We start from the raw sequence: 23,225 nt of genomic DNA on the forward strand, positions 1-23,225 counted from the left end.
CTTTAAAGAATAGTCAATACTTTGCAAACAAATTCTACCAGAATTACGATTGCGCTTACAATAATTTTGATCATTTTTAAGACTATTTAGTATCCATAAAAACATCAACATTACGCTGATTAAGTCTTTCAGAAAAGATAATTCCGTCCTTCATGTGAATTGTTTTTTGAGAAAAAGAGGCATCATAGTCAGAGTGAGTTACCATCAAAATAGTGGCACCTTTGGCATGCAAATCGGTTAGGAGTTCCATCACTTCATTACCATTTTTACTGTCTAAATTTCCGGTTGGCTCATCGGCCAGAATGATTTTTGGGTCGTTTACCAAAGCTCTAGCCACGGCAACTCTTTGTTGTTGTCCGCCCGAAAGTTGTTGCGGAAAATGCTTCAAGCGGTGCGAGATATTCAGTTTTTCTGCAATAGCCTCAATTTTTTGTTTTCTTTCAGAAGATTTTACATTGTTGTAAAGCAAAGGCAACTCGATATTATCATACACCGAAAGTTCATCAATTAGGTTGAAGTTCTGAAAAATGAATCCGATATTTTCTTTTCGAACAGCCGCTCTTCCTTTTTCTTTCAAACCAATCATTTCCTGGTTCAAAAGTTGGTAACTCCCAGTGTTTGCACTATCCAGAAGTCCAATAATATTCAGTAAAGTGGATTTTCCACAGCCCGAAGGCCCCATAATGGTGAGGAAATCTCCTTTTTTGATCTCTAAATTGATACCACTCAAAGCAGCGGTTTCTACTTCTTCGGTCCTAAAAACTTTGGTTAAATTTTGAATTGTGATCATAGTTTTAAAATATTAGCTGTTGTTGATTTTGTTTTTTTGATTGATGATTGAAACCTTTGTAAACTGTGAATTGTTAACTGTTACTGAGAATGCAAACTACTGAGAACTTATGGCCAATTCCTCAAAATCTTTATAATCAGAATATGACGAAATGATAACAGATTCGCCTTCTTTTAAACCTTCTAAAACTTCGTAATAAGAATGGTTTTCTCTACCCAATTTGATGTTTCTTTTTTCGGCTTTATTTTGGCCTTTCATTACAAAAATCCATTTTCCTGCCGTTTCCTGATTAAAACTTCCTTTTGAGACCACCAAAATTTTATTTTTCTCTGATAAAATAAGTTTTACACCAAAACTGAGTCCGTCTTGTAAGGCTATATTTTCTTTGGATGTAAAAACCAATTCTACTATAAAATGACCGTTTTTTACTTCCGGAATTACTTTGGTAATCGATACTTCAAGATCTTTCCTTTTAAATTCTACCTGACCTTTCAGACCTTCTCGAACTTTTTCGAGATAAAATTCATCCACTTCAGCAGTGAGTTTGTAACCTTGTTGAGCGTCTATTTTACCGATGCTTTCGCCTGCTTGAAATGTTTTTCCTAAAACGGGCTGAAACGAAGTCAGTCTGCCCGATTCCGGGGCTGTAATCAGGAAATTCTTTTTGTTATTTCGTAAAATATCCAGACTTTGCTCCATAATCCTGATCGAATTATTAATCTGTGAAATTTGAATTTGATTGGTTTGTTTCTCTTTCTGAATGGTTTTCTGAATGGTTTTTTTTCGTTCTTCCTGAAATCGAAGACTCTCCTTAAAAGTATTCCAATCATTTTTAGAAATCACGTCTTTTTCAAACAATTTCGAGTTCATATCATACACTCTTTTGGCATCATTATAATCATGCTCAATCAAAACCAGATCTTTAGTCAAATTCAGTTCCTGATTTCTAATATTGAGTTTTCCTGTGTTCAAATTATTAATTTGTTCAATGATTGCGGTCTCTTGCGTTAGATAATTAAGTTCTGTATTCGGGTTGTACAATCTCGCAAGAGGCTGCCCTTTGATGACCATTGCGCCATTTTCTGCAAATATTTCTTTTACAGAGCCGCCTTCAGTCACATTGACCAACATCACATTTAGAGGCTCTACTTTGGCTTGAAAAACGATAAAATCTTCAAAAAAGGCTTTCTCTACTTTTTGAACCATCAGTTCGTCAATTTTTACATTTAAGGTTCTTTTTTTATTAAATGAAAAAAAAGCAATTGTTGAGACAACTAAAAAAACACAAATTCCTATTGTGAGATATCTAAATTTTCTATTTTTACGAGGAATTGTCTTGTCCATTTCTTTAATTAATTTGTTGATTACCAATAGGTAAATACTGTGCCAAAAGAATTAAAATTGGTAAAGTACTGGTTCTAAAGGAGTCTAAAAAAAACAGGTTTAAACTAAGTGTTCGATAATGAACAGTTGACCGTTCAGAATCGAACAAAAATCAAACTCATGCGAAAAAAACAAGCTCAGATATTGATCGTTGACGACCAGGAAGAAATCCTTTTTTCGGCTAAAATGATTCTTAAAAAGAATTTCGAATCTATTTTTACGGCAAACAATCCAAAAAAGATTATTACTATTTTAAATGAAAATGAAATAGACGTCGTTCTGTTGGATATGAATTACCGGATTGGTTTTGAAGATGGACGCGAAGGAATTCATTGGCTCAAAGAAATCAGAATGCTTTCTCCACAAACTGTCGTGATTTTGATGACGGCATTCGGCAAAATTGATACTGCCGTTGAAGGCATAAAAATGGGCGCTTTTGATTATGTTTTAAAACCTTGGCACAACGAAAAATTACTCGTAACAATTGAAAAAGCCGTAGTAGAAAGCCGAAAAAACTCAAAGAAAGAAATTGTAAAAGTCATTGAAAAAAGATATTTCACCGGTACTTCTCCAAAAATAAAACAAGCCTATTCTATTGCTGAAAAAGTAGCCAAAACCGATGCAAATGTACTTATTTTGGGGGAGAACGGAACTGGTAAATATGTTTTTGCACAATATATTCATCAACATTCTGAGCGCAAAGACAAGCCTTTTGTACATGTAGATTTGGGTTCTTTGAGTGATAGTTTGTTTGAAAGTGAATTGTTTGGCTATGCCAAAGGTGCTTTTACAGATGCCAAGGCAGATACTGCAGGAAGATTTGAAACGGCATCAAACGGCACTATTTTTCTTGACGAAATCGGGAATATTCCGTTGCATTTACAAGCAAAATTATTACATGTTTTACAAACTAAAACGGTTACTCGTTTGGGCGAAAGTAAACCACGGCCACTAAATGTCCGAATAATTTCTGCAACCAACTGCGATATAAAAACCGAGGTAAAGAACAAAACTTTCCGTGAGGATTTATTGTATCGCATTAATACTATGGAAATTAATTTGCCTTCGTTGCGCGAAAGAAAAGAAGATATTTTTCCGATGGCACATTTTATTTTAGAGCAAATTGCTGAAAAATACAATCAGTATAATTGCCGCTTTGACGCTAATGTGCAGTCTTATTTAGAAAAATATGCATGGAAAGGAAATGTACGCGAGATGGAAAATAAAATAGAAAGAGCCTTGATTTTGGCCGAAAACAATACGATTTCGGTAAAGGATCTTGATATTCTGGATTTTGAAGATTTTCAGGAAAACGAAGAAAATCCTCTATCGGAAATAGAACGCAATGCAATCGAGAAAGCATTGTTTAAGCATAACGGAAACATTAGCAAAACAGCCGAAGAGCTTGGATTGTCAAGAGCTTCTTTGTACCGAAGAATCGAAAAGTATGACTTGAAAAATAGCTAATAATGAAAAACTGGAAGTTTTATAACGCTTTGTTTGCAAGAGTTTTGCTTATTATGGTACTCTTTTTTTTGTTTGTTTTTCTGATCGAAAAGCATTTTTATTACAACGCACTTTTGACAGCATTTTTTGTAGTGGTATTTTTTATCGAAATGTATGTTTATATCAGAAATCAACTGATTTTCTATGATAAAACCCTACTTTCCATTCTTCACAATGATTTTTCGACTCATTTTTCTGAAGAGCAAAAAAAGAAAAATTTCACGAGTTTGTATCTTTTGTACGAAACTTTAAAAGAGAAACAGCAAGAGCAGAAGTCAAAAGAAATGATTTATCGCTCGATTTTAAACAGTATTGATACGGCTACCTTAATTTTGGAAAAAGAAAACGAAGAATGGAGCATTTTCATGATGAATGATTGTTTTTCGACTTTGTTTAAAGTGCCAAAAGTGAGTCACTGGAAATACCTTAAAAATTACCTTCCATCACTTTGTGAAGAAATAGAAAAGACATATTTTACAGAGCTTAAGTCGGCAATTTCGATAAAAATAGAACAACAGGATTTACAAACTTTCATGCTGCAAACATCGCAGACGAAGTCGTATAACAAAGAATATTTTATTGTTATGTTGGATAGTATCCAGCGCGTGATTGAGAAAAAAGAAAAAGAAGCCTGGATTAATTTGATGAAAATTATTTCGCATGAATTGATGAATTCCCTGACTCCAATTCGGGCGCTTTCGCAAAATTTACTCGATATTGTTGATCAGGAAAAACTTGAAGAAGATGATTTTGATGATATTAAAAGTAGTATTTCGACGATCATCAACAGAAGCGACCATTTGCAGGTTTTTGTTGAGAATTATCGAAAACTGGCAATGCTTCCCACTCCAATTAAAAAAATGACCCCGATTAATGTGCTTTTTGAGGATTGTCTGAAAATCATGTCTCCAATTTTGAAGGCAGAAAATATTCAATTGATAAACGAAATCAGCAGTTTGCGGTCTATTCCGATTGATAAAAATCAAATGGAGCAGGTGATTATTAATTTGATTACAAACAGTATTCATGCTCTAAAAGAAAAGGAAGATAAAAAGCTTTTCTTGTCGTGTTATACCGAAAACAATCGTTTTTTTATCACGATTTCAGACAATGGAAAAGGAATTGACGCAGAGATTAGAGACAAAGTTTTTCTGCCGTTTTTTACTACCAGAAAAGACGGCGCCGGAATTGGATTGACACTTTCTAAAAACATTATTGAAGCGCATGGAGGTTATCTGACGCATCAGGCAGATGCAGAAAAAACCCATTTTGTAATTTGTCTGATCTGATTTCATGCCTATTTTTTATCATTCCGAGGAACGAAGAATCTCTGTAAGTAGCTCGACAAAGATTTTTATGTACAGTGTTCAGATACATTGCTGCTATTCCTCTTTCCTCAGGAATGACAAGATTGTGGTTGTTTGTATGTAAAGAAAATTTAAAGCTCCATTTCAGGAGTCCAGAAGTGTTTTTCAAAGTCAATAATTTGATTGTTAACGACTTCGATCCCTTCGCTTTCCAGAAGTTGCTGCATCAAATTGGTTCCGTCAAAATGATGTTTTCCGGTCAAAAGCCCTTTTCGGTTGACGACTCGGTGAGCCGGAATATCTTCTCTGTTATGACAGGCATTCATCGCCCAGCCGACCATTCTTGCCGAACGAGCAGTTCCTAAAGCTTTTGCGATGGCGCCATACGAAGTCACTTTCCCGTAAGGGATTTGCTTCGCAATAACATAAACTTTTTCGAAAAAATTATCTTCTGTCATATATAGGTCTTTTTGCCACAGATGTAGAGATTAAAATGCTTTTATTTACAAAAAAATGATCTTTTCCGCATTTTTCAACCAAAATAGTAACTCAAAATATTAAAAAGCGTTACTATCGCAATCAAGCCCGTGATGCTTCCAATGATGGTATTCATGTTTCGCATGAGATAATCGGTTTTCTTTTCTATTCTTCCAAAAAAACCAATATAGCTGTATAGAGCAGCAAACGAACCTAGAACAGAACCGAACACAAAAGTAAAAATGATATTATTTTGAAATTCAAAAAGATTATAGGAAGCCAGTGTCACACTAACCACAACATAATACGGAATGGGGAAAAAATTTAGTCCGGAAAGGAGCATTCCCAGAAAAAAACGGCTTTTTTTACTGCTTTTTTTAATCTTAGATTTCTTTGCAATGGGTTCTTTGGCGATAAACAAAAAGTAGATCGTAAGGATTGAAAAGATTACAAAGCCAACTTCGCGCAATAAAGTTAGAACGTCTGGTCGATTGTCGATTACCCGGGCAAAAAGTACCGCCAGATAAACCTGAAAAAAGATAACAAACACGGCGCCCACTACAAACCACAAAGCATTCTTTTTTCCTTCTTTCAAATTGATTTTAGCAGCCGTCATGTTGATTAAACCCGGAGGAATAATACCGATGAAAGCGGCTAAAAAGCCAGAAAGTAAAGGAATAAATAATGCCATTCAGTTGGATAATGGGTTCGAAAAATTGTTGTTAAAATTAAAATTAGTCTTTAATTTTAAAACGAATATACGTAATTGCCTTATTAATTTCTAAATATTGTTTTTCGTAGAAAGTCTGAAAAGCAGTAACTTCCTCCGGACTTCCTTCGTTTTTGTACACATTATGGTTGGCGTACAAAACCTCGTGACCTTCTCCGTGCAGCAATCCTAAAGTATAGCCATGCATGAATTCGCTGTCTGTTTTTAGGTTGACAACACCGTCTTTTTTGAGGATTTTTTTATACAATTTCAAGAACTCCGAATTGGTCATACGGTGCTTTGTCCTTTTGTATTTGATTTGTGGATCAGGAAAAGTGATCCAGATTTCGTCTACCTCATTATCGGCAAAAATATGATTGATTAACTCGATTTGAGTTCGTACGAAAGCAACATTGTGCAAGCCATTTTCAACAGCGGTTTTGGCGCCTCTCCAGAATCGGGCCCCTTTGATGTCAATCCCGATAAAATTTTTGTTCGGATATCTTTCGGCTAATCCGACTGAATATTCTCCTTTTCCACATCCTAATTCTAAAACTAATGGATTGTCATTTTTAAAGAAATCAGAATTCCATTTCCCTTTCAAAGGCATTAAATCGCCTACAACTTCTTCTCTGGTTGGTTGGAAAACGTTTTGAAATGTTTCGTTTTCTCTGAATCTTTTTAGTTTATTTTTACTTCCCACTTTTACAAAAATTTTCAGCAAAATTAAGGAATATAAACGAATGAATCAGACTGCTTTTGTTTTTTGCCACAGATTTGACAGATTTATTGGATTCCTTTTTTTTTAATCTGTGAGAATCTTTAAAATTTGTGGCAAAAAAATCAACCGTAATGCGGTTCTGTTATTGGTTTCAACTTTGGATCTAATGTTTCATCGTGTTGTGATAAATCCAATCCGATGTGTTCGTTTTCTTCTGAAACGCGAAGTGGAATGATAAAATTGGTCACTTTGAATAAAAAATACGCACCAAAGAAAGTAAACAGCGAAACCAATACCAATGCCATCATGTGGTGTGCAAAAACATTCCATCCGCCATGCAGTAAACTTGCATTTTCGCCGTGAGCAAAGATCGCCGTGAGGATCATCCCCATAATTCCGCCAACGCCGTGACAGGCAAAAACATCCAAAGTATCATCAAAACGTTTTGAAAAACGACAATTTACAGCCGAATTGGAAACTAAAGCTGTAATAAATCCAAAAAACATACTTTCGGGTACAGAAACATATCCGGCAGCGGGTGTAATGGCTACCAAACCAACTACGGCTCCGATACAAGCTCCTAAAGCCGATACTTTCCTACCATTAATTCGATCAAAGAAAATCCAGGTTAACATGGCTGCCGCCGATGAGGTGGTAGTAGTTGCAAAAGCCATTGCGGCGGTTCCGTTGGCCGCAAGTGCAGAACCAGCGTTAAACCCAAACCAACCAAACCATAACATCCCTGTTCCTAATAAGACAAACGGGATATTGGTTGGGATATGCTGACTATTTTTTCTCTTGCCCAAAACAATTACTCCAGCCAAAGCAGCAAAGCCCGAACTCATGTGTACCACGGTTCCTCCCGCAAAATCTTTTACACCAAAATAACTGCCCAATATTCCTGTTGGATACCAAACAGAGTGGCACAAAGGAGCGTATATAAAAATCGTAAACAAGCTGATAAAAAGTAAATAGGAGATAAAACGTACGCGCTCTGCAAATGATCCCGTAATAATAGCGGGAGCAATGATGGCAAATTTCATCTGAAACAATGCAAAAAGCATAAACGGAATTGTATTAGCCAATTGTTTGTGAGGTAAAATAGTAACGTAATCCATAAAAGTAAAAGTAGCAGGATTACCGAAAAAGCTATAAAAATGACCTCCGGAGCTAAAACCGACAGGTTCTCCAAAAGCAAGGCTAAAGGCGACAACTACCCACAAAAGAGTGACTACGCCCAAGCAAATAAAACTTTGCAGCATGGTAGAAATCACGTTTTTCTTGCCGACCATTCCGCCATAAAAAAAAGATAATCCAGGCGTCATAATTAATACTAAACAACAAGAAGTTAACATCCAAGCGACGTCAGCTGGCACGATGTCTTTTGTAGTACCAAACTTAGACAGTACATACGTGTTTTCGGCAACGGTTGGCCAAAAAGCCCCTAAAATGCAAACGATACTAATAATAATAAAGGAAATGATCCAGCGTCTTTCTATTTTCATTTTCAAATACTTTATTGAACCCTATTTTTTTTGGGGTCAAAGTTAAAAAAAAATAGATATTTTGGTTTTTAGGATGATTAAAAGAGAGGTTGTGGTTTTATTTTAATCGATTTTTTAAAATTGGGTTCCTTTTTTTGAAAGTATGTTATTTAGAGGTTCCAAATAGCCTTTATAATTGCTAAATATGTTATAATGAAATTGCTAATGACTTTTTTTTACGTCCTAAAAAGTTAGGATTATCATAACAAAGGAGTATTTTGTTTATTTTTTTTGAAGTTGGGTAATCAAGGCGTCTTCGATCGGGGCTTTTATGGCTGTAATCGCATCAACATGATCATTCGGAATTGTCATGGATAAAACATAATGCTGAATCTTCCATTCTTTGCCAACTTTGATCAAAACTCCCGAACCGCGACAAATTTTCATTTGCGTATTGAGTAATTCATCAAACCAAGCCGTTTTTCCAGTTTTGTCTAAAAAGATATGACGCTCCAGTGCAGTAAAATTCCATGCTTTTCCTCTATCGAAAAACGGTTTAGCCCAAACCTGAAAATCTTTTTTGTTCCAGTTTTCGGTAGCGTCAGTTCCGATAAAAATAGCGTCATCCGCCATCAAATTAAAATAGGTTTCAAACTTAGTTTCGGCAGCCGCTTTATGCCAGCTATCCAGCGTTTGACTGATTTTGTCTTTTTCTGTAGTTTGTGCATTGGCAAAAGTAGCAACGAACAATAAAAGGAGTATTGTTTTTTTCATGGTTTAAGTTAAATTTGTTGGGTTTAAAGTTAGAAATTTTCAATGATATAAGAAATACAAACCCTCAGTAATTGATGCCTACAGATCCCTGGCATATTCGCAAAGGCGAAAAGTTTTTATTTTTGAATTTTTACTGCAACTTTACCTCTTTCTGAGTACAAAAAAGAAAGGTATTGAAATTAAGGTCTAAATTATCTTCTACTAATGATGTGGTTTAATTTTAAAAAAACAAGTATATTTGAGTGCTTTAAAATACTGCAATTATGAATCCGAAAATCTTAATAAGTACATTATTCATTAGTTCTTTAGCTTTTGTTTCTTGTAAAAAAGAATTAGAACCTCAAGAAAACACACCAGCCTCTGAGTTGGTAGCATTAGGACTTGCAAAAGATACAGCAAAAACAAAATCGGTTGTAGAAATGCCTGCGGGCAGCCAAAATGTTGTGATGAATAGTGGTTCGGTAAATTCGGGAGCTCTAAATCCCGCTCACGGACAACCCGGACATCGTTGTGATATTTCCGTAGGTGCACCGTTAAATTCGGCTGCTACCCAAGCCCAGTCTGCTGCACCACAACAGGCACCACAAGTACAAGTAAATCCGAATCAAAATAAAGTTGTGACCACTACGACTGTTGCCCCGGTAAAAGTGGGTAAAGGAATGAACCCGTCGCATGGACAACCCAGACACAGATGTGATATTCCTGTGGGAACACCCTTGAATACTCCGGTTGCTACTCCTGCGGCAGCGCCACCACAGTCGGGAACTACTTCAAAAACATTTAACGTTACACCGCCAACTTCCAATCCAGCGGTTCCTACTTTATTGAGTACAGAAAGCGCCAATAAAGAAGTTGTAACCACAGCAGACGGGATGAATCCAGCACACGGAAAACCGGGTCACAGATGTGATATTGCTGTAGGCGCCCCGTTGCCAAAATCGTAAGAAAAAGTTCATTTATAAAGGTGCAAAGCAACAAAGAGACAAAGGTGCAAAGAAAACCTTAGCGCCTTTGTCTCTTTGAGACTTAGAAACTCTTTAATTTAATATTCTTTCATTTTTTCGAAAGTTGTAGTCAATGATTTTTTAATTTTTGCCAAGGCACCGCTAAAAGCTTTTTCTATAGTATCTGAATGTTCGGTAACTGTAATGGGTTGCAGGTTAGCAATACGAACTTCGATCAAGCATTTTTTATCGTTCAGACTGAATTTTTCGCCATTTTCGTCTCCAAAATGCACTTCAATACGGGTTATTTTTTCCTCGAAGCGCGCCAATCCTTTTTCCAGTTCTCCTGAAAAATAGGTTTCTAGTCTCTCATGTCCTTCTATGTTTTTGTCGGTGTTGATTTGAATCTTCATATTGGTTTATGTTTAAAAATTATATCCACCAAATTACCCAAATAAAGATGAAGAGACAAATGAGTTAAGGAAAGATTATGAAATTTTTTGGAGAATTTCAACGCCACGTTTTTCATTCCGAAGAATGAGGGACCTTCGTAAGTAGCTCCGCAATAAAAGTGAATTAAGTATTCTGTATTTCATTACTTGCGTTTTGAATTTTGAGAATGCAGGAATCTAAATTCTTTTTGATATAGTTAGACCCAGAAACGAGGATTTCTGGTTCCCAATCTTTTCCGTTGAAGAATTCTGAATTAACGAAAGCAGCAATTTTTTTAAAAACTTGTAATACCAATTCTTGATATATGACTTGCATATTTATTGCCTAGCATATCCATAATTTCTTTCTTTAAAATAAATAGTGGATTACCAAATCTTTCATCGTTTTCAAAAGTGCCAAATACATAATTAAGGTTCAACCATATATTATAATTTGTATTGTTATGCTGAAAGCAACAACCACCTATATGGTAACTGCTTTCACTTCTTCTTACTTTATTTAGAAAAGTATCTATATCAAAATGATCTGTAACAACACCTAAAATATACTTATTGATTCTGTTCTTTTTATTGGAATAATCACAAGCTGCACTAAATTCTAATGCAATCATTTTTGAACTACCTCTTATAGCCTTTCTAATAATTTTATCATCAATCGGTATTAAATCATTAAACCATGTATCGTAGTTATTAATACCAAAAGAAGCTATTAATTCCGGGTTATTTTTATCAATTTCAATTATACATCCACGAGTATCTTTAGTTTGTTTATTGTACTCTTCTATGTGATAAAGAGCATTAACCTTATGTTGAATGTTTATGTCTGGACTTACAATATCATTATACTTTTGAGCTTGATTCAACTGAGCCACAATATCATTCCAATTGATATTGCTTTCACTGTTTAAAAACTCATAATTTAGTATAGGAAGCAATCCTTCATAAACAGCCTTTTTAGGGTTTTCTTTTGCATGACCAAAACCAAGAGTAGAAGCGGCAATTTTAGATAAAACTTTATCTAAATCTTCAAAAAGTTGTTGGCTTTCACCCCAAGGGTCATTCTTTGGAAGAATGTCATATATTCTGTTTAAAGTATTCTCACCAGATTTTTTGGCATTGTTTTCTAAATCAAAAAGAAATTTTATTTTTTCATTAGAATTTAATAAATCTAAAACAAGCTGAGGAAGAGTTCCTACATTGTCGTCTGTAATTTGTGTTTTGTCAATATGGGTAATTATAATAGGATTAGGAATCGCTATTTTTCTTTCATTAACATATTGAATAAAAGCATCAATTAGCTCTTTATTTTTAGTCCAAAAAATTAATGCATAAGGGCCATTTTCAATAGAAATAAATTGCTCAATAGCATATGCTAAATCATTGAGAACAGCAGAGTGATTGGCTATAATTTCTTCTTTTTCTTCACCACTTAAAAATTCTTTACCTAATGTAAGGTTTATATCAAAAAATGCTATTCTTACATTTTTTAATGGTTCTGCATCATAATCAGTTGCATAAAGAAAAGTTCTGCACCCAACTCCAATTTCTAAGAATACTTTGCCTAATCTTTCTAATTCATCTTCTGAATTATCAACTATGATAATTTTGTTTTGTTTTTCAATCATAAGAGTTATTTAGGGAATACTAAAGCTATACATGCACCATCATAGGCTTTAGGAATATTTAAATCAAGTGAATCTGGGAAAATTAATTTTCCACCGACCATGTTCATTACAACATCAGAAAAATACAAACCAAGCCCCATTCCACCACTTTTCTTTGTTTTAAATGGTTGAGTCATATATTCTGGTTCTACAGAAAACCCTAAACCATTATCGGCAATAATAATTGCTGGTCCTTCAAAAGAATCTATATCAGTTCCAATATAGATAGCTGGTTTATAGTTTTCATTATTAATAACTGATAAATCAACCTTTGCTTTTGTCCAATATAAAGAGTTATCAATGATATTTGAAATTGAAGAAATTAATAAATTCGTTGGCACTTTGAAAGTAATGTCAGGGTTTTCATTGGACAATAGAGGGCTAGAAAAAACAACATTATGATATTTAAATCTATTAATATTTCTTTTTATTGCAATTTCAACAATTTTCTTAGCAGAAGTTAAGTTACTTTTGTTCTGTCTTAATAAAGGTGATAAACTCTCTAAAATTTGAACTAAATTTTTGATTTTGTCTTTAATGCTTTCTAAATCAACATTGTTTCCTTCAATATTTAATTCTTGATTAATGACACGAACTTCTCTGTCAACTTCATGAAAAGCAACTCCTAAATTTAAACCTGTCATGCCAGAATTTACCATAATATCCCTCATAGCAGTATAGTCTTTATCTATTCTTGTTAAGAGTGGAGAAAGTTCTTTGTCTAAGTCTTTGCTTTTTAGTTTAATTTCCAACTCTTTAATAGTATCTCCAAATCCTACTTTTTTTATAGGTTTTGTTCCCTCTAAAAATTCTTCTATTAAATCTTTATCCTCCTCAGCCTGCTTTTCAAATAAATAAAAAAGATCTTTAGTTATAAATCTAAATTTTTCAAATATATGATTATCAATAAATCCTTCTCTATTGGTTTTTTCAATAAGTCCATCATTACTATCTTTGAGATTTAGTTCTATAGCACCAACAGTAACTTTTTTTCCAAAATGATCACCAGCTCTTTGGATTTTATCTAAATCTAGACCTAACCAATCATCGAATGGTTCCCCATAGTTATATACCCTAATATTATCTCTAAAAATTTTAATGCCACAATTATCTTTTATGAATTGTTTTATAGCATTAATCTGTCCTCCAAAATTCATCTTTAATAAATTAGAATTTTGGTTATAAACATAAAATTGACCTTTAAAATTACCTATACCATCTAAATCTTTATTTCTAAGAAAATGGAATACTTCTTTTTCTTCATCAATATCTTTAAATAAAGTACCTATATGAATTTCATTAATTATTATTTCTTCTTCTCTTTTTAATAAGTTTGTTTGCTTTGGTGGATTGAAAAAATACTTAAATTTTACAGAAACTAAACCATTAGGATTATTAGAGTCTTGATATATCTCAAAATTAAATTGATACAAAGAGTCTTCTAAAATTTCTATAGAATCGGATACTTCTTTTATCCATTCATCATGATAATCATTTGCTTCAATTATAATTTCAAAATTAGGGTTTTGTTTAAAAGGGTTTTTAATATTATTAACTTTTCTAACTAAATCTTTAAGTGTTTTTTTTGTCCAAATCTTGGTTGCGAGATTATTAAGTATTATTCTCGTTCCATGACCATCTTCAAATAAAGCTTCACCTATAGTTTCTACATCAACTTCTAAGTCCTGAATAAATTCTTTGGAATCAATTAGCTTTGGCCAGTCAATTTCTAATCTACTAGAAAACATATCATTTCTAGCTTGAGTTTCTAATGTGATTTTTTTGGCTAATTTATGTACCGCAAGTCGACCTACACCCTTATTGCCAAAAGAAACTCTGTTGAATAAAGGACTTTCTTTTCTGTTTTTTCCTCTTTTAAAATCAGTTCCTATAGTTAACCAAACATCTTGAATTATATTTGAAAACATACCGTTTCCATTATCTTCAATAATTATTTTTTGATTTTCTTGATTAAGGTTAATAAAAGAGACTTTTACTTTAGTTGCATCTGCATCATAAGCATTTTTAACTAATTCAAAAATTGCTAAACTATCACTACCTATTAATTCATCTCCTAGTAATGAAAGTATATGGCTTTTCGCTTTTATATTGTGTTTTTTTATTGACATAATAGAACTTTCATCTTTTTTGCAATCGCATTTGCCATTAATGGCGGTACTGCATTACCAATTTGTTTGAATGCTGCAGAACGAGAACCTTCAAAATAAAAATCATCAGGAAATGATTGTAATCTTGCTGCTTCACGTACAGATATAGAACGACATTGTTTTATATCAGGGTGAATATAATAATGACCGTCTTTGGCAATATGGGCAACAACAGTATGAGAAATTCCTAATCCATCAATTACTTTGTACCGATCTGTAAATGAAGTTTCATTTTTGTGTGTTTTCAATTCTTCGGGTAAATCAGGATAGCGCAATCTCTCCTGTCCTTTATTCCATTTTTGAATCGCAGTTTTATAGATAGCTAAATCTCTTGGATTATGAGGTCTTGAAATATGTTGTGTGACAAAATCAACTCCATTTCGCAATTCAAACTTTTCAAGATATTCGTTTTTTGTTTCTGTATATTTCGTTGTTTTAAATCCTTCTCCCGGTTTTAGTTTTGGTAAATCCTGAAAGGCATCATTAACTTTAAATTGTTGAATTATTTTTTCAAATTCTGGAAATCCGAAATCATTATCTTTTTTCCAACCAACAATAATAATTCTTTTTCTAGCTTGTAAAACTCCGAAATCTGATGCGATTAAAGTTTCATGATATACTTCGTATCCAATCCTTCTAAAATAAGCTTTTAGATTTTTGAAATGTTCTCCTTTATTTGCAGTTAATAATCCAGGAACGTTTTCAAAAACAAATGCTTTTGGCTTAAATTCTTTAAGAAATCTACCGTACTGAATATATAACTTATTTCTTGGATCTTTCTCAATTTTATCCTGATGCCTTCTTAATAAAGAATAAGCCTGACAAGGAGGTCCGCCAATGATTAGATCAATGGTTTTTCCTGATTGTTTAATCTTTTCGAAAAGTCCAGAAATCGTATCATCGTTGATTTCTACGTTTAAAACAGAATTAAGGATTTCGCTTGGAATTTCTTTATAAAAAGCTTCCTGAGTAATTTCGTTTTTTATGTATTTGTAATATAAATCAAGATTGTTATTTGATTTTAAATAATGATATGCTGCTCTGGTTTTAATCGTTAAGCAGGCTTCTGGATTCATTTCGATATGAGACACAGGATTAAACCCTGCTTTGATAAATCCTTCGGACATACCAGACGCCCCGGCAAATAAATCAATAAAATTGAGATTATTCTCCATAATTAAATAATTCCTGAATATTTAATTCAAGTGTGTTTTCAAATTTTTAAATAATTAGTAACGAAAGATTTTAATCCTATTTCGAAGCAATACTTAAAAGTAGTATTTTTCATTCAAAATTAATAAATAAAATTCTATTAAAATTGAATTTATTAATTTAAAACAAATATACTCTATTAAATAAATACATTCATTATGTAAAACCGTAATACATTAAAAATTTTGTTTAAACAAGTATAGTAATAAACAAAAAAACATGATAGAGTATAAATACGGTTTTTTTTAATGATCAATTATATTTTACTTTTCCTTCTTTCCCCATTTGATTTTTATTTTCCCATCATCGTCTACGGCTAGTAAATGCAGAATGATCCCGCGGTCGCGAACGGCATCGCGCTCGGCTTTAGTGGGCAATTGAGCGTCGTTTTTAGAATTTCGGAGTGGGATGGTGAGGGCGAGATTGGTACCTCGGCCAAAGGAGTAAATTCCGTCGATATCAAAGTTTAAAATATTCGAACTAATAGTGAGGTCATTCACCCGGATCTGCTCGCCATGCACGTCGAGATTGCCTGAGAGATCGCTAAAAGTAATGTTGTTGACATCGCGAAACGGAAAGGCAAATTTTCCGATTTTTACAATAGGTTCAAAGTTTTGCAAAGCGCCCTGATGAACGGTAAAACTGAGTTTTCCTTGCATCGAGTTGGTAATGAGTTCGCCTTTGCTACTTATAAAACCCTTAATATTGGCCTGACTGCTGAGTTTTCCTTGAATGTTGTTGGGACTAAAAGACTGGATGCCGAAATTGTTAAACGATCGCAAAAAACTCGCAATAGCAACCTTGTTTACTTGCGCATTGGAGCTAAAGGAATAATTTTTTCCGATTGGCGCCACAACACTATTAAAGGTAATGCTTCCGCCAGAAGTTTGCAGCGAACCGTTTTTTATAAACAGTTGCGAGTCGATCATCCGGATATTGGCTTTTGTGTTGGTGGCCGTTAGTTTGTTGTACGTTATTTTGTCGGCTTTGATATTAATGGCGACCATACATTTCTCGATTGTAGTTCTTAACTGTTCAGAAAGCGTGGTGTTGTTGGTTCTTTTTTTTGCCACTTTGTTTTTCTGCGTAGAAGCCAAAATGCCCAAAAATTGTTTGAGGTCAATATAAGGAGCGTAGATGTTCCAGTTGGCGACCATTTTTTCTGGAGCATCGTAATATAAATTGAGGAAATCATCGATTTTTCCGTCGATAAAAATGATGTTTTTATTGTGTTTGTAGGTGATTTTATCAATAAATAATGCTTTTTCTGTAAAGTTGAGTTGTACGTTAATGTTTTCGGCGTGTACATTTTTGGGAATATAAAGAAAGGACACATTTTTGACATCGATATTACCAATAAAACGTGGTTTTGTAATGTATAAATCAACGATGTCAAACTGGAATTTTAGGTTAGCGGTGGCGTGACCGTTAGAAAAATGAATCCATTTGTCGTTGCTCATTTCGTTAAGATTCTGAATATCAAAGTCAGATTTTGCGGTTCCTGTGGCGATGGGTTTGTTGAGATTGCTAATGACAACTTGAGGCACCGTTACCGGAATATTTTTGAATTTACCCGAAAAACGACTTATGATAATCGCCGAATTAGCATCGTTAAAACCTTCTTTAGGCTTGAAATTATTGGTAAAAAATCCTGAGAAACTGCAATCGGTAATATGTCCGTCGGGAATGCTGAGTGTGTTGTTTCTGATTTCGGCATGCACGACAATTTTGGGGTCGCCTTTGCTATTTAGATCGCCTTTGATGTCGCAATTGACGGCAATTTCCTTTTTCAAATCAAAGCGATTGAGCTGAGAATTGATATTTTGTGACAGTAAATTAGCAGCATTTCGCCATAAAATATGCGTGTTGATATTGATTCCGAACAAAGAATTGTTTTTTCCCACATTAAAAAAAGCGATAATATCAAAACGGTCAGTTCCAATTTTAAGGTTTTGGGTAGTGACATTTATGAGTTGTTTCTTTGATAAGAAAGCAACTTTAAAAATGCCTTCGAGCTTTTTTTGTTGTGCAAAAGAGCCCAGTTTTGTGTTAAAAGCCAGACTTGTAATGCTGGTTTTAAGATGCAAATCGGTTTGCCAGTTATCATTTTTAAAAGCAATTTTAGATTCTAAACGGTCGATATCAAAATCGAATAGTTTATGACCGAGGCGATTGTCTAAAGTAAAATGTACGTGGTTGAGTGTGATTTCGTTGAGGATCGTAGTTTCTTTTTCGCTGTTTTCGAGTGATTTTTTATTTTTTGGTTTAAAAATATCGGCGTTCGAATACCCGTTTTCGGCTTTGTAAATATAAATTTGTGCGTCGTTGAGGTATATTTTTTTGATGTTGATTTCGTTTTGCAACAGACTCCAGATATTCAGGCGGGCTTCTATTTCTCGTGCTTTCAAGAGCGTGTGTTGGTGACTGCCCCAGTTATTGTCTTTGAGTTCTACCTCTTTTAATGCTAAAGTAAAATTTGGAAAACCAATTAGAAATTTATATTGAAAGTCGCCCACATGAAACTTCCCGTTAATGTTTTCGTTGATTTTAGCATTTATCTTTGCAACGATTTCGGTTTTATTCTGATTAAAATAAATCGACAAACCACCGCAGGCGATCAAAAGTAAACTGATACATCCAACAACAAAAAAAGCAATACGTCTGGCATATTTTTGAAAACGTACCGATCGTAAAACGCTTTTTATTTTCTGTAAAGTCAGATTCATTGAGATGTGTTTTTGAGAAGACTAAAGGTAGGTTAAATACTAACGGGGTTTTCAAAATAGAATCTTCAATTATTATTTCGGGAATGCTAATAGATAAGAGGATTATTCTCGATATAACGAATGACAATACATTTATAATCAAAACTAATTTGTTAATGCTGTTTCTTTTGTTTTAAATTTCTAAATTTGTACCCTAAAAGAAACATATTAGAAATTGTCTCCCCGCGGAAATTCAAAAGGAGTAACTTTAAATAAAAATTATTATGGCATTAGCAATAACAGATGCTACTTTTGAAGAAGTAGTTTTAAAATCAGATAAACCAGTAATGGTAGACTTTTGGGCAGCATGGTGCGGACCTTGTAGAATGGTGGGGCCAATCATTGACGAATTAAGCAACGAATACGAAGGTAAAGTAGTTGTTGGAAAAGTTGATGTAGATGCCAACCAAGAATTTGCCGCAAAATATGGTGTGCGCAACATACCAACCGTTTTGGTTTTTCATAACGGTGAAGTAGTAGGAAAACAAGTAGGAGTTGCTCCGAAACAAACCTACGCAGATAGTTTAGACGCTTTGTTGTAATCGAGAGATTATAATTGACATAAAAAAGGTTTGGCGAAAGTCAAGCCTTTTTTATTTCCTGAAAGTATGTGGTAGAGAGTCAATCCTTTTTTTTATTTTTATCGAATCTTAAATTCGCCTTCAAATGAAAATGATTTCCTGCTTTCTTAGTTTTTTTACCGCAATTGTGTTTGGTTTTTCTCAATCAAAGCAAAAACAAAGCATCTTGCTGGAGAAAGGAGTTTCTCAGGAGTTGGCTATTTTTAGAAAAAAACAACTCACAAACGTTCTGTATGCATTATCGTTTGTGATTCCGAATAAAAAAGACGAGGAAATTGCTTCAAATTTGGTTCTAAATCTTTCTGTTTCAGATTTAAATAATCCTTTGTATTTGGATTTTAATGAAAAATCTCAAAATATAAAATCCGTAAAGATAAACGGAAAAAATAGTGCGATTGTACACGAAAAAGAACATATCATTATCCCAACAGAAAATTTGATTTTAGGGCCAAACAAAGTTGAAATAGTCTTTATCGCGGGTAATTTATCCTTAAATCGCAATGACGATTATTTGTATACTTTGTTGGTTCCCGACAGGGCCAGTACGGTTTTCCCTTGTTTGGATCAGCCGGATATTAAAGCGACTTATAAACTGAGGTTTACGGTTCCAAAAGACTGGTCGGTTTTGGCTGGTGCGGATGTAAAAGAGAAAATGGAGACCGAGAATACGGTCACTTATACCTTTGGTGAATCAGACAAAATGAGTTCGTATTTGTTTTCTTTTGTTGCTGGGAAATTTAAAAGTATTACCCAGAATCCGGGTATGGAAATGACGATGTTGTACCGTGAAAACAATCCTGAAAAAATTCAGGTCAGTACAGATACAATCTTCAAACTCCATCAGCAATCTTTAGATTTTTTAGAAAAATACACCCATTATAAATTTCCGTTTCAAAAACTCGATTTTGCGACAATTCCGGGTTTTCAATATGGCGGTATGGAGCATGTGGGCGCCATTCAGTACCGCGAATCGACTTTGTTTTTGGATAATAGCGCCACAGATAGCGAGAAATTAGATCGTGCAAAACTCATTGCTCACGAAACTTCGCACATGTGGTTTGGCGATTTAGTCACGATGAAATGGTTTGATGATGTGTGGATGAAAGAGGTTTTTGCCAATTTCATGGCCGATAAAATAATGAATCCAATTTTTCCGAAAATCAATCATAATTTACAGTTTCTTACGGCTCATTATCCTAACGCTTACGCGGAAGACCGATCGTTGGGCACACATCCAATCAAACAAAATTTAGCCAATTTGAAAAATGCAGGATCGCTTTACGGAGGCATTATTTACAATAAAGCGCCCATTATGATGCGCCAGTTGGAAGCTTCGATGGGTGAAGCGGCTTTTCAAAAAGGAATTCAAAAGTACATTACAAAATACGCCAACGACAATGCCGACTGGAGTAATCTGGTTACCATTCTGGATGCCGAAACGCCTCTTGATATGCAAAAATGGAGTGAGGTTTGGGTAAAGAAATCGGGCAGGGCGATTTTTACAGATAAAATTGAATATGACACTCAAAACCGAATCAAAAAGTTTGAAATTCAGCAAAAAGCGGAAGATAAATCTGGAAATTTTTGGCCTCAGATTTTTGATATTACGTTGCTTTATCCTAACGAAATCAAGACGATAAAGGTCAATTTGAAAGAGCAAAAAGTCAATTTGACAGCAGCTGTTGGCCTGATGAAACCGCTTGCTATTATTTATAACTCAAACGGTTTTGGGTACGGAGTTTTTCCGCTTGACGGGAATCATTTAGAGTATCTTTTGACAGTGAAGGACGAAGTGGCGAGAGGTGCTGCTTATCTTAATCTTTACGAAAACATGCTGATAGGTACTGTGGCGCCAACTGCCGCTTTTGATTGTTTTATGAAGGGAATTGAGGCAGAGCAAAACGAATTGGTTTTGAAATTGTTGACCAATCAGGCAAGTGTTGTTTTTTGGAAACTTTTGACAGAAAGACAGCAAATAATGGCTCAAAAACAGCTTGAAGATGTTCTTTACGGGCGTTTACAGGCCAATTTGCCAAGCAACATCAAAAAAACGTTGTTTAATTTGTTTGCCTCAATCGCGTACTCAGACTCAGGAAAAGAGAAATTGTATGCAATATGGAGCAAGCAAAATGTGATTTCAAGCTTGAAATTAAACGAAGACGATTATACCAATATAGCGATGAATTTGGCTATCTTTAAACATGAAAAAGCAGCCGAAATATTGAATGCAGCCAAAACTGCGATCACGAATTCGGATAAGCAAAGACGATTTGAGTTTTTATTGCCGTCTTTGTCACAGGAAGAATCGGTGCGGGATGCATTTATGGAATCTTTGAAAGAGGATAAGAATCGCGAAAAAGAGTCGTGGGTTTCGGTTGGTTTGGCTAATTTTCATCATCCTTTGCGCCAGGAAAGTGCTAAAAAATACCTCAAATTTTCTTTAGATTTAATCGAAGAAATTCAGCGAACAGGGGACATTTTCTTTCCAAAAGACTGGCTGAATAATACCATTGGAAAATATTCTTCGAAAGAAGCTTTTGAGGTTGTGCAGACATTTTTAAAAGAAAACCCTAATTTTAGTCCGATATTAAAAAGGAAATTATGGCAAGCTACAGATGCGTTGTACCGTGCGCAAAATATTAAAAAAGAAACCGAATGAGAATTGAATCGGAAATAGAAAAAATATCAAGTTTTCAGCATCTCGAAATGTTGGCGAATCAAGTGGTCGAAGGTTTTATTTCGGGAATGCATAAAAGTCCATTTCACGGATTTTCAGCAGAATTTGCAGAGCATAAAGTCTACAATGTTGGAGAAAGTACCAAACATATCGATTGGAAACTATTTGCCAAAACAGACCGTTTGTATACCAAACGTTTTGAGGAAGAAACCAATTTGCGATGTCATATTATTGTTGATAATTCGTCGTCAATGCATTATCCGGAGCTAAAATCGGATCAGCCTTTTTACGAAAAAAAGATAGGTTTCTCGGTTTTAGCATCAGCCGTTTTGATGAATATTTTAAAGAAACAGCGCGATGCCGTTGGGTTGAGCGTTTTTTCAGACAGTTACGAATATTATGCGCCGGAGAAAGGAAGTGATCGCCATCATAGGATGTTGCTTAATAAATTAGAACAATTATTGGTGCAGCCAAAAGTCAAGAAAAGCACCGATACAATTACCTATTTGCATCAAATTGCAGAGAAAATGCATCGTCGTTCGATGATTATTTTGTTTACAGATATGTTTCAGTCGGCAGACGATGAGAAGCTTTTTAATGCGTTGCAACATTTAAAGCACAACAAGCACAAAGTAGTTTTGTTTCATGTCGTTGATGACAAAACAGAACTTAAATTTGATTTTGATAATACACCGCGCAAATTTATCGACTTAGAAAGTGGTGAAGAAGTATCTATTTTTGCCGATAATGTGAAGTTAGAATACGAAAAAAGGGCAGAAGAATATTTTAAGAAGCTGGCTTTAACGTGTGCAAAGAACCAAATTAAGTATGTTTCGGTCAATGTTGGAGATAATTTTGAAAAAATACTGACCACATATTTAGTTGAAAAACAAAACTTTGGCTAAGGATTTTAAATTTTATTCGATTTTTTTTACCAAAACACTTGCAGAAACGAAATTCTGTACTATCTTTGCAACCGCAATAACGCAGAGGTTTGGTAGTTCAGTTGGTTAGAATACATGCCTGTCACGCATGGGGTCGCGGGTTCGAGTCCCGTCCAGACCGCAATATTGGGGAAGCCTTTCTTAACAGAAAGGCTTTTTTGCCCAAATACGGTATCTAAGATTAGTTGTGTTGTTTGCTACGAATTTGTAACTCGTAGCCGGTTTAGTAGTTAGACCAATGAAAAGCTTTCCACTTTTGTGGATGGCTTTTTTGATTTAAATAACTTTTGTTTTTGTATTTTGATAGAAATCAAGGGATTAAGAAAATCTTGAATTTATTTGTTTAAAAAACGCAAAAAACCTTGTAGAATCCAAGTTCTATTGTATTTTTGCAGTCACAATAAAGCAGTGGGTTTGGTAGTTCAGTTGGTTAGAATACATGCCTGTCACGCATGGGGTCGCGGGTTCGAGTCCCGTCCAGACCGCTTTTAAAAAGAAGCCTTTCTAAATAGAAAGGCTTCTTTGTTTTTAATATGTTTTAGGATCAACACGAAAACCTGTGGAGTTATAAAAATTATGCATAAATAGTAGTGAGTCTAAAAAGGAAGTATTCCACATTCCTCACACCTCTGAATTTTGATCTGAATGCTTTTATTTTAGCATTGAA

Annotated in this window: 18 protein-coding genes and 2 tRNA genes; 8 read left to right on the top strand and 12 right to left on the bottom strand. The window is 34.4% G+C overall.

Annotated elements, in window-relative coordinates:
* Window positions 1-82: 82 nt before the first annotated feature.
* Complete coding sequence (locus J3495_RS11740; RefSeq protein WP_210666744.1) at window positions 83-790, bottom strand: ABC transporter ATP-binding protein; 708 nt, start codon at window positions 788-790, stop codon at window positions 83-85.
* Window positions 791-886: 96 nt separating this feature from the next.
* On the bottom strand, window positions 887-2,134 hold the full coding sequence (locus J3495_RS11745; RefSeq protein WP_210666745.1) for an efflux RND transporter periplasmic adaptor subunit: 1,248 nt from the start codon (window positions 2,132-2,134) through the stop codon (window positions 887-889).
* 159 nt (window positions 2,135-2,293) lie between these two features.
* On the opposite strand from J3495_RS11745, the gene J3495_RS11750 reads away from it, so the two are divergent.
* A complete protein-coding gene (locus tag J3495_RS11750; RefSeq protein ID WP_210666746.1) occupies window positions 2,294-3,640 on the top strand; it encodes a sigma-54-dependent transcriptional regulator in 1,347 nt (448 codons plus the stop codon).
* Window positions 3,641-3,642: 2 nt separating this feature from the next.
* The gene (locus tag J3495_RS11755) at window positions 3,643-4,968 is read left to right on the top strand and encodes a sensor histidine kinase (protein WP_210666747.1); all 1,326 of its coding nucleotides are present in this window, start codon (window positions 3,643-3,645) and stop codon (window positions 4,966-4,968) included.
* Window positions 4,969-5,117: 149 nt separating this feature from the next.
* Here the strand turns inward: J3495_RS11755 and J3495_RS11760 are convergent, their stop codons facing one another.
* From J3495_RS11760 to J3495_RS11780, 5 genes are all read right to left on the bottom strand, one after another.
* Window positions 5,118-5,444 carry an MGMT family protein gene (locus J3495_RS11760; RefSeq protein WP_210666748.1) on the bottom strand — a complete coding sequence of 109 codons (327 nt, stop codon included), beginning with the start codon at window positions 5,442-5,444 and terminating at the stop codon, window positions 5,118-5,120.
* Between the two features lie 74 nt (window positions 5,445-5,518).
* Entirely contained in the window at window positions 5,519-6,154 is a 636-nt protein-coding gene (locus J3495_RS11765) for a LysE family transporter (RefSeq protein WP_210666749.1), read from the bottom strand.
* A gap of 43 nt (window positions 6,155-6,197) precedes the next feature.
* A complete protein-coding gene (gene trmB, locus J3495_RS11770; protein ID WP_210666766.1) occupies window positions 6,198-6,875 on the bottom strand; it encodes a tRNA (guanosine(46)-N7)-methyltransferase TrmB in 678 nt (225 codons plus the stop codon).
* A 140-nt stretch (window positions 6,876-7,015) separates the two neighbouring features.
* Window positions 7,016-8,398: an ammonium transporter gene (locus J3495_RS11775; protein WP_210666750.1), complete on the bottom strand. Its 1,383-nt coding sequence runs from the start codon at window positions 8,396-8,398 to the stop codon at window positions 7,016-7,018.
* A gap of 261 nt (window positions 8,399-8,659) precedes the next feature.
* Complete coding sequence (locus tag J3495_RS11780; protein ID WP_210666751.1) at window positions 8,660-9,151, bottom strand: nuclear transport factor 2 family protein; 492 nt, start codon at window positions 9,149-9,151, stop codon at window positions 8,660-8,662.
* Window positions 9,152-9,414: 263 nt separating this feature from the next.
* Between J3495_RS11780 and J3495_RS11785 the strand changes: the two genes are divergently transcribed.
* Window positions 9,415-10,095, top strand: a complete 681-nt coding sequence (locus J3495_RS11785) for a hypothetical protein (protein ID WP_210666752.1) — start codon at window positions 9,415-9,417, stop codon at window positions 10,093-10,095.
* 98 nt (window positions 10,096-10,193) lie between these two features.
* On the opposite strand, the gene J3495_RS11790 is transcribed toward J3495_RS11785, so the two are convergent.
* The 5 genes from J3495_RS11790 to J3495_RS11810 all read right to left on the bottom strand — a co-directional run bounded on the left by J3495_RS11790 (window position 10,194) and on the right by J3495_RS11810 (window position 18,317).
* On the bottom strand, window positions 10,194-10,508 hold the full coding sequence (locus J3495_RS11790) for an HPF/RaiA family ribosome-associated protein (protein ID WP_210666753.1): 315 nt from the start codon (window positions 10,506-10,508) through the stop codon (window positions 10,194-10,196).
* 314 nt (window positions 10,509-10,822) lie between these two features.
* On the bottom strand, window positions 10,823-12,172 hold the full coding sequence (locus J3495_RS11795; protein ID WP_210666754.1) for a hypothetical protein: 1,350 nt from the start codon (window positions 12,170-12,172) through the stop codon (window positions 10,823-10,825).
* 5 nt (window positions 12,173-12,177) lie between these two features.
* A complete protein-coding gene (locus J3495_RS11800; RefSeq protein ID WP_210666755.1) occupies window positions 12,178-14,340 on the bottom strand; it encodes an ATP-binding protein in 2,163 nt (720 codons plus the stop codon).
* Window positions 14,331-15,554 (bottom strand): DNA cytosine methyltransferase, encoded by a 1,224-nt coding sequence (locus J3495_RS11805; protein ID WP_210666756.1) that lies wholly within the window; start codon window positions 15,552-15,554, stop codon window positions 14,331-14,333. The genes J3495_RS11800 and J3495_RS11805 overlap by 10 nt, the downstream gene beginning before the upstream one ends.
* A gap of 300 nt (window positions 15,555-15,854) precedes the next feature.
* Window positions 15,855-18,317, bottom strand: a complete 2,463-nt coding sequence (locus J3495_RS11810) for an AsmA family protein (RefSeq protein ID WP_210666757.1) — start codon at window positions 18,315-18,317, stop codon at window positions 15,855-15,857.
* A gap of 263 nt (window positions 18,318-18,580) precedes the next feature.
* Here J3495_RS11810 and trxA point away from each other — a divergent pair, with 263 nt between their 5' ends.
* The 5 genes from trxA to J3495_RS11835 all read left to right on the top strand — a co-directional run bounded on the left by trxA (window position 18,581) and on the right by J3495_RS11835 (window position 23,043).
* A complete protein-coding gene (gene trxA / locus J3495_RS11815) occupies window positions 18,581-18,898 on the top strand; it encodes a thioredoxin (RefSeq protein WP_024980008.1) in 318 nt (105 codons plus the stop codon).
* A gap of 124 nt (window positions 18,899-19,022) precedes the next feature.
* Window positions 19,023-21,596 (top strand): M1 family metallopeptidase, encoded by a 2,574-nt coding sequence (locus tag J3495_RS11820; RefSeq protein ID WP_210666758.1) that lies wholly within the window; start codon window positions 19,023-19,025, stop codon window positions 21,594-21,596.
* Complete coding sequence (locus J3495_RS11825; protein ID WP_210666759.1) at window positions 21,593-22,519, top strand: DUF58 domain-containing protein; 927 nt, start codon at window positions 21,593-21,595, stop codon at window positions 22,517-22,519. Before J3495_RS11820 ends, J3495_RS11825 begins: the two co-directional genes overlap by 4 nt.
* Before the next feature lie 86 nt (window positions 22,520-22,605).
* Window positions 22,606-22,679 (top strand) — tRNA-Asp (locus tag J3495_RS11830).
* A gap of 290 nt (window positions 22,680-22,969) precedes the next feature.
* Window positions 22,970-23,043 (top strand) — tRNA-Asp (locus J3495_RS11835).
* Window positions 23,044-23,225 lie beyond the last annotated feature (182 nt).

The sequence above is a fragment of the Flavobacterium geliluteum genome (assembly GCF_017948595.1).
In the GTDB taxonomy this organism is placed as follows: domain Bacteria; phylum Bacteroidota; class Bacteroidia; order Flavobacteriales; family Flavobacteriaceae; genus Flavobacterium; species Flavobacterium flavipigmentatum.

Excerpts from the sequence above, each read along its gene's own strand:
- J3495_RS11795 (WP_210666754.1), bottom strand. The coding sequence starts at position 12,172 with ATGATTGAAAAACAAAACAAAATTATCATAGTTGATAATTCAGAAGAT.
- J3495_RS11760 (WP_210666748.1), bottom strand. The coding sequence starts at position 5,444 with ATGACAGAAGATAATTTTTTCGAAAAAGTTTATGTTATTGCGAAGCAA.
- J3495_RS11820 (WP_210666758.1), top strand. The coding sequence starts at position 19,023 with ATGAAAATGATTTCCTGCTTTCTTAGTTTTTTTACCGCAATTGTGTTT.
- J3495_RS11745 (WP_210666745.1), bottom strand. The coding sequence starts at position 2,134 with ATGGACAAGACAATTCCTCGTAAAAATAGAAAATTTAGATATCTCACA.
- J3495_RS11825 (WP_210666759.1), top strand. The coding sequence starts at position 21,593 with ATGAGAATTGAATCGGAAATAGAAAAAATATCAAGTTTTCAGCATCTC.
- J3495_RS11740 (WP_210666744.1), bottom strand. The coding sequence starts at position 790 with ATGATCACAATTCAAAATTTAACCAAAGTTTTTAGGACCGAAGAAGTA.
- J3495_RS11775 (WP_210666750.1), bottom strand. The coding sequence starts at position 8,398 with ATGAAAATAGAAAGACGCTGGATCATTTCCTTTATTATTATTAGTATC.
- J3495_RS11810 (WP_210666757.1), bottom strand. The coding sequence starts at position 18,317 with ATGAATCTGACTTTACAGAAAATAAAAAGCGTTTTACGATCGGTACGT.
- J3495_RS11805 (WP_210666756.1), bottom strand. The coding sequence starts at position 15,554 with ATGGAGAATAATCTCAATTTTATTGATTTATTTGCCGGGGCGTCTGGT.
- J3495_RS11780 (WP_210666751.1), bottom strand. The coding sequence starts at position 9,151 with ATGAAAAAAACAATACTCCTTTTATTGTTCGTTGCTACTTTTGCCAAT.
- J3495_RS11755 (WP_210666747.1), top strand. The coding sequence starts at position 3,643 with ATGAAAAACTGGAAGTTTTATAACGCTTTGTTTGCAAGAGTTTTGCTT.
- J3495_RS11785 (WP_210666752.1), top strand. The coding sequence starts at position 9,415 with ATGAATCCGAAAATCTTAATAAGTACATTATTCATTAGTTCTTTAGCT.
- trxA (WP_024980008.1), top strand. The coding sequence starts at position 18,581 with ATGGCATTAGCAATAACAGATGCTACTTTTGAAGAAGTAGTTTTAAAA.
- J3495_RS11800 (WP_210666755.1), bottom strand. The coding sequence starts at position 14,340 with ATGTCAATAAAAAAACACAATATAAAAGCGAAAAGCCATATACTTTCA.
- J3495_RS11790 (WP_210666753.1), bottom strand. The coding sequence starts at position 10,508 with ATGAAGATTCAAATCAACACCGACAAAAACATAGAAGGACATGAGAGA.
- J3495_RS11765 (WP_210666749.1), bottom strand. The coding sequence starts at position 6,154 with ATGGCATTATTTATTCCTTTACTTTCTGGCTTTTTAGCCGCTTTCATC.
- J3495_RS11750 (WP_210666746.1), top strand. The coding sequence starts at position 2,294 with ATGCGAAAAAAACAAGCTCAGATATTGATCGTTGACGACCAGGAAGAA.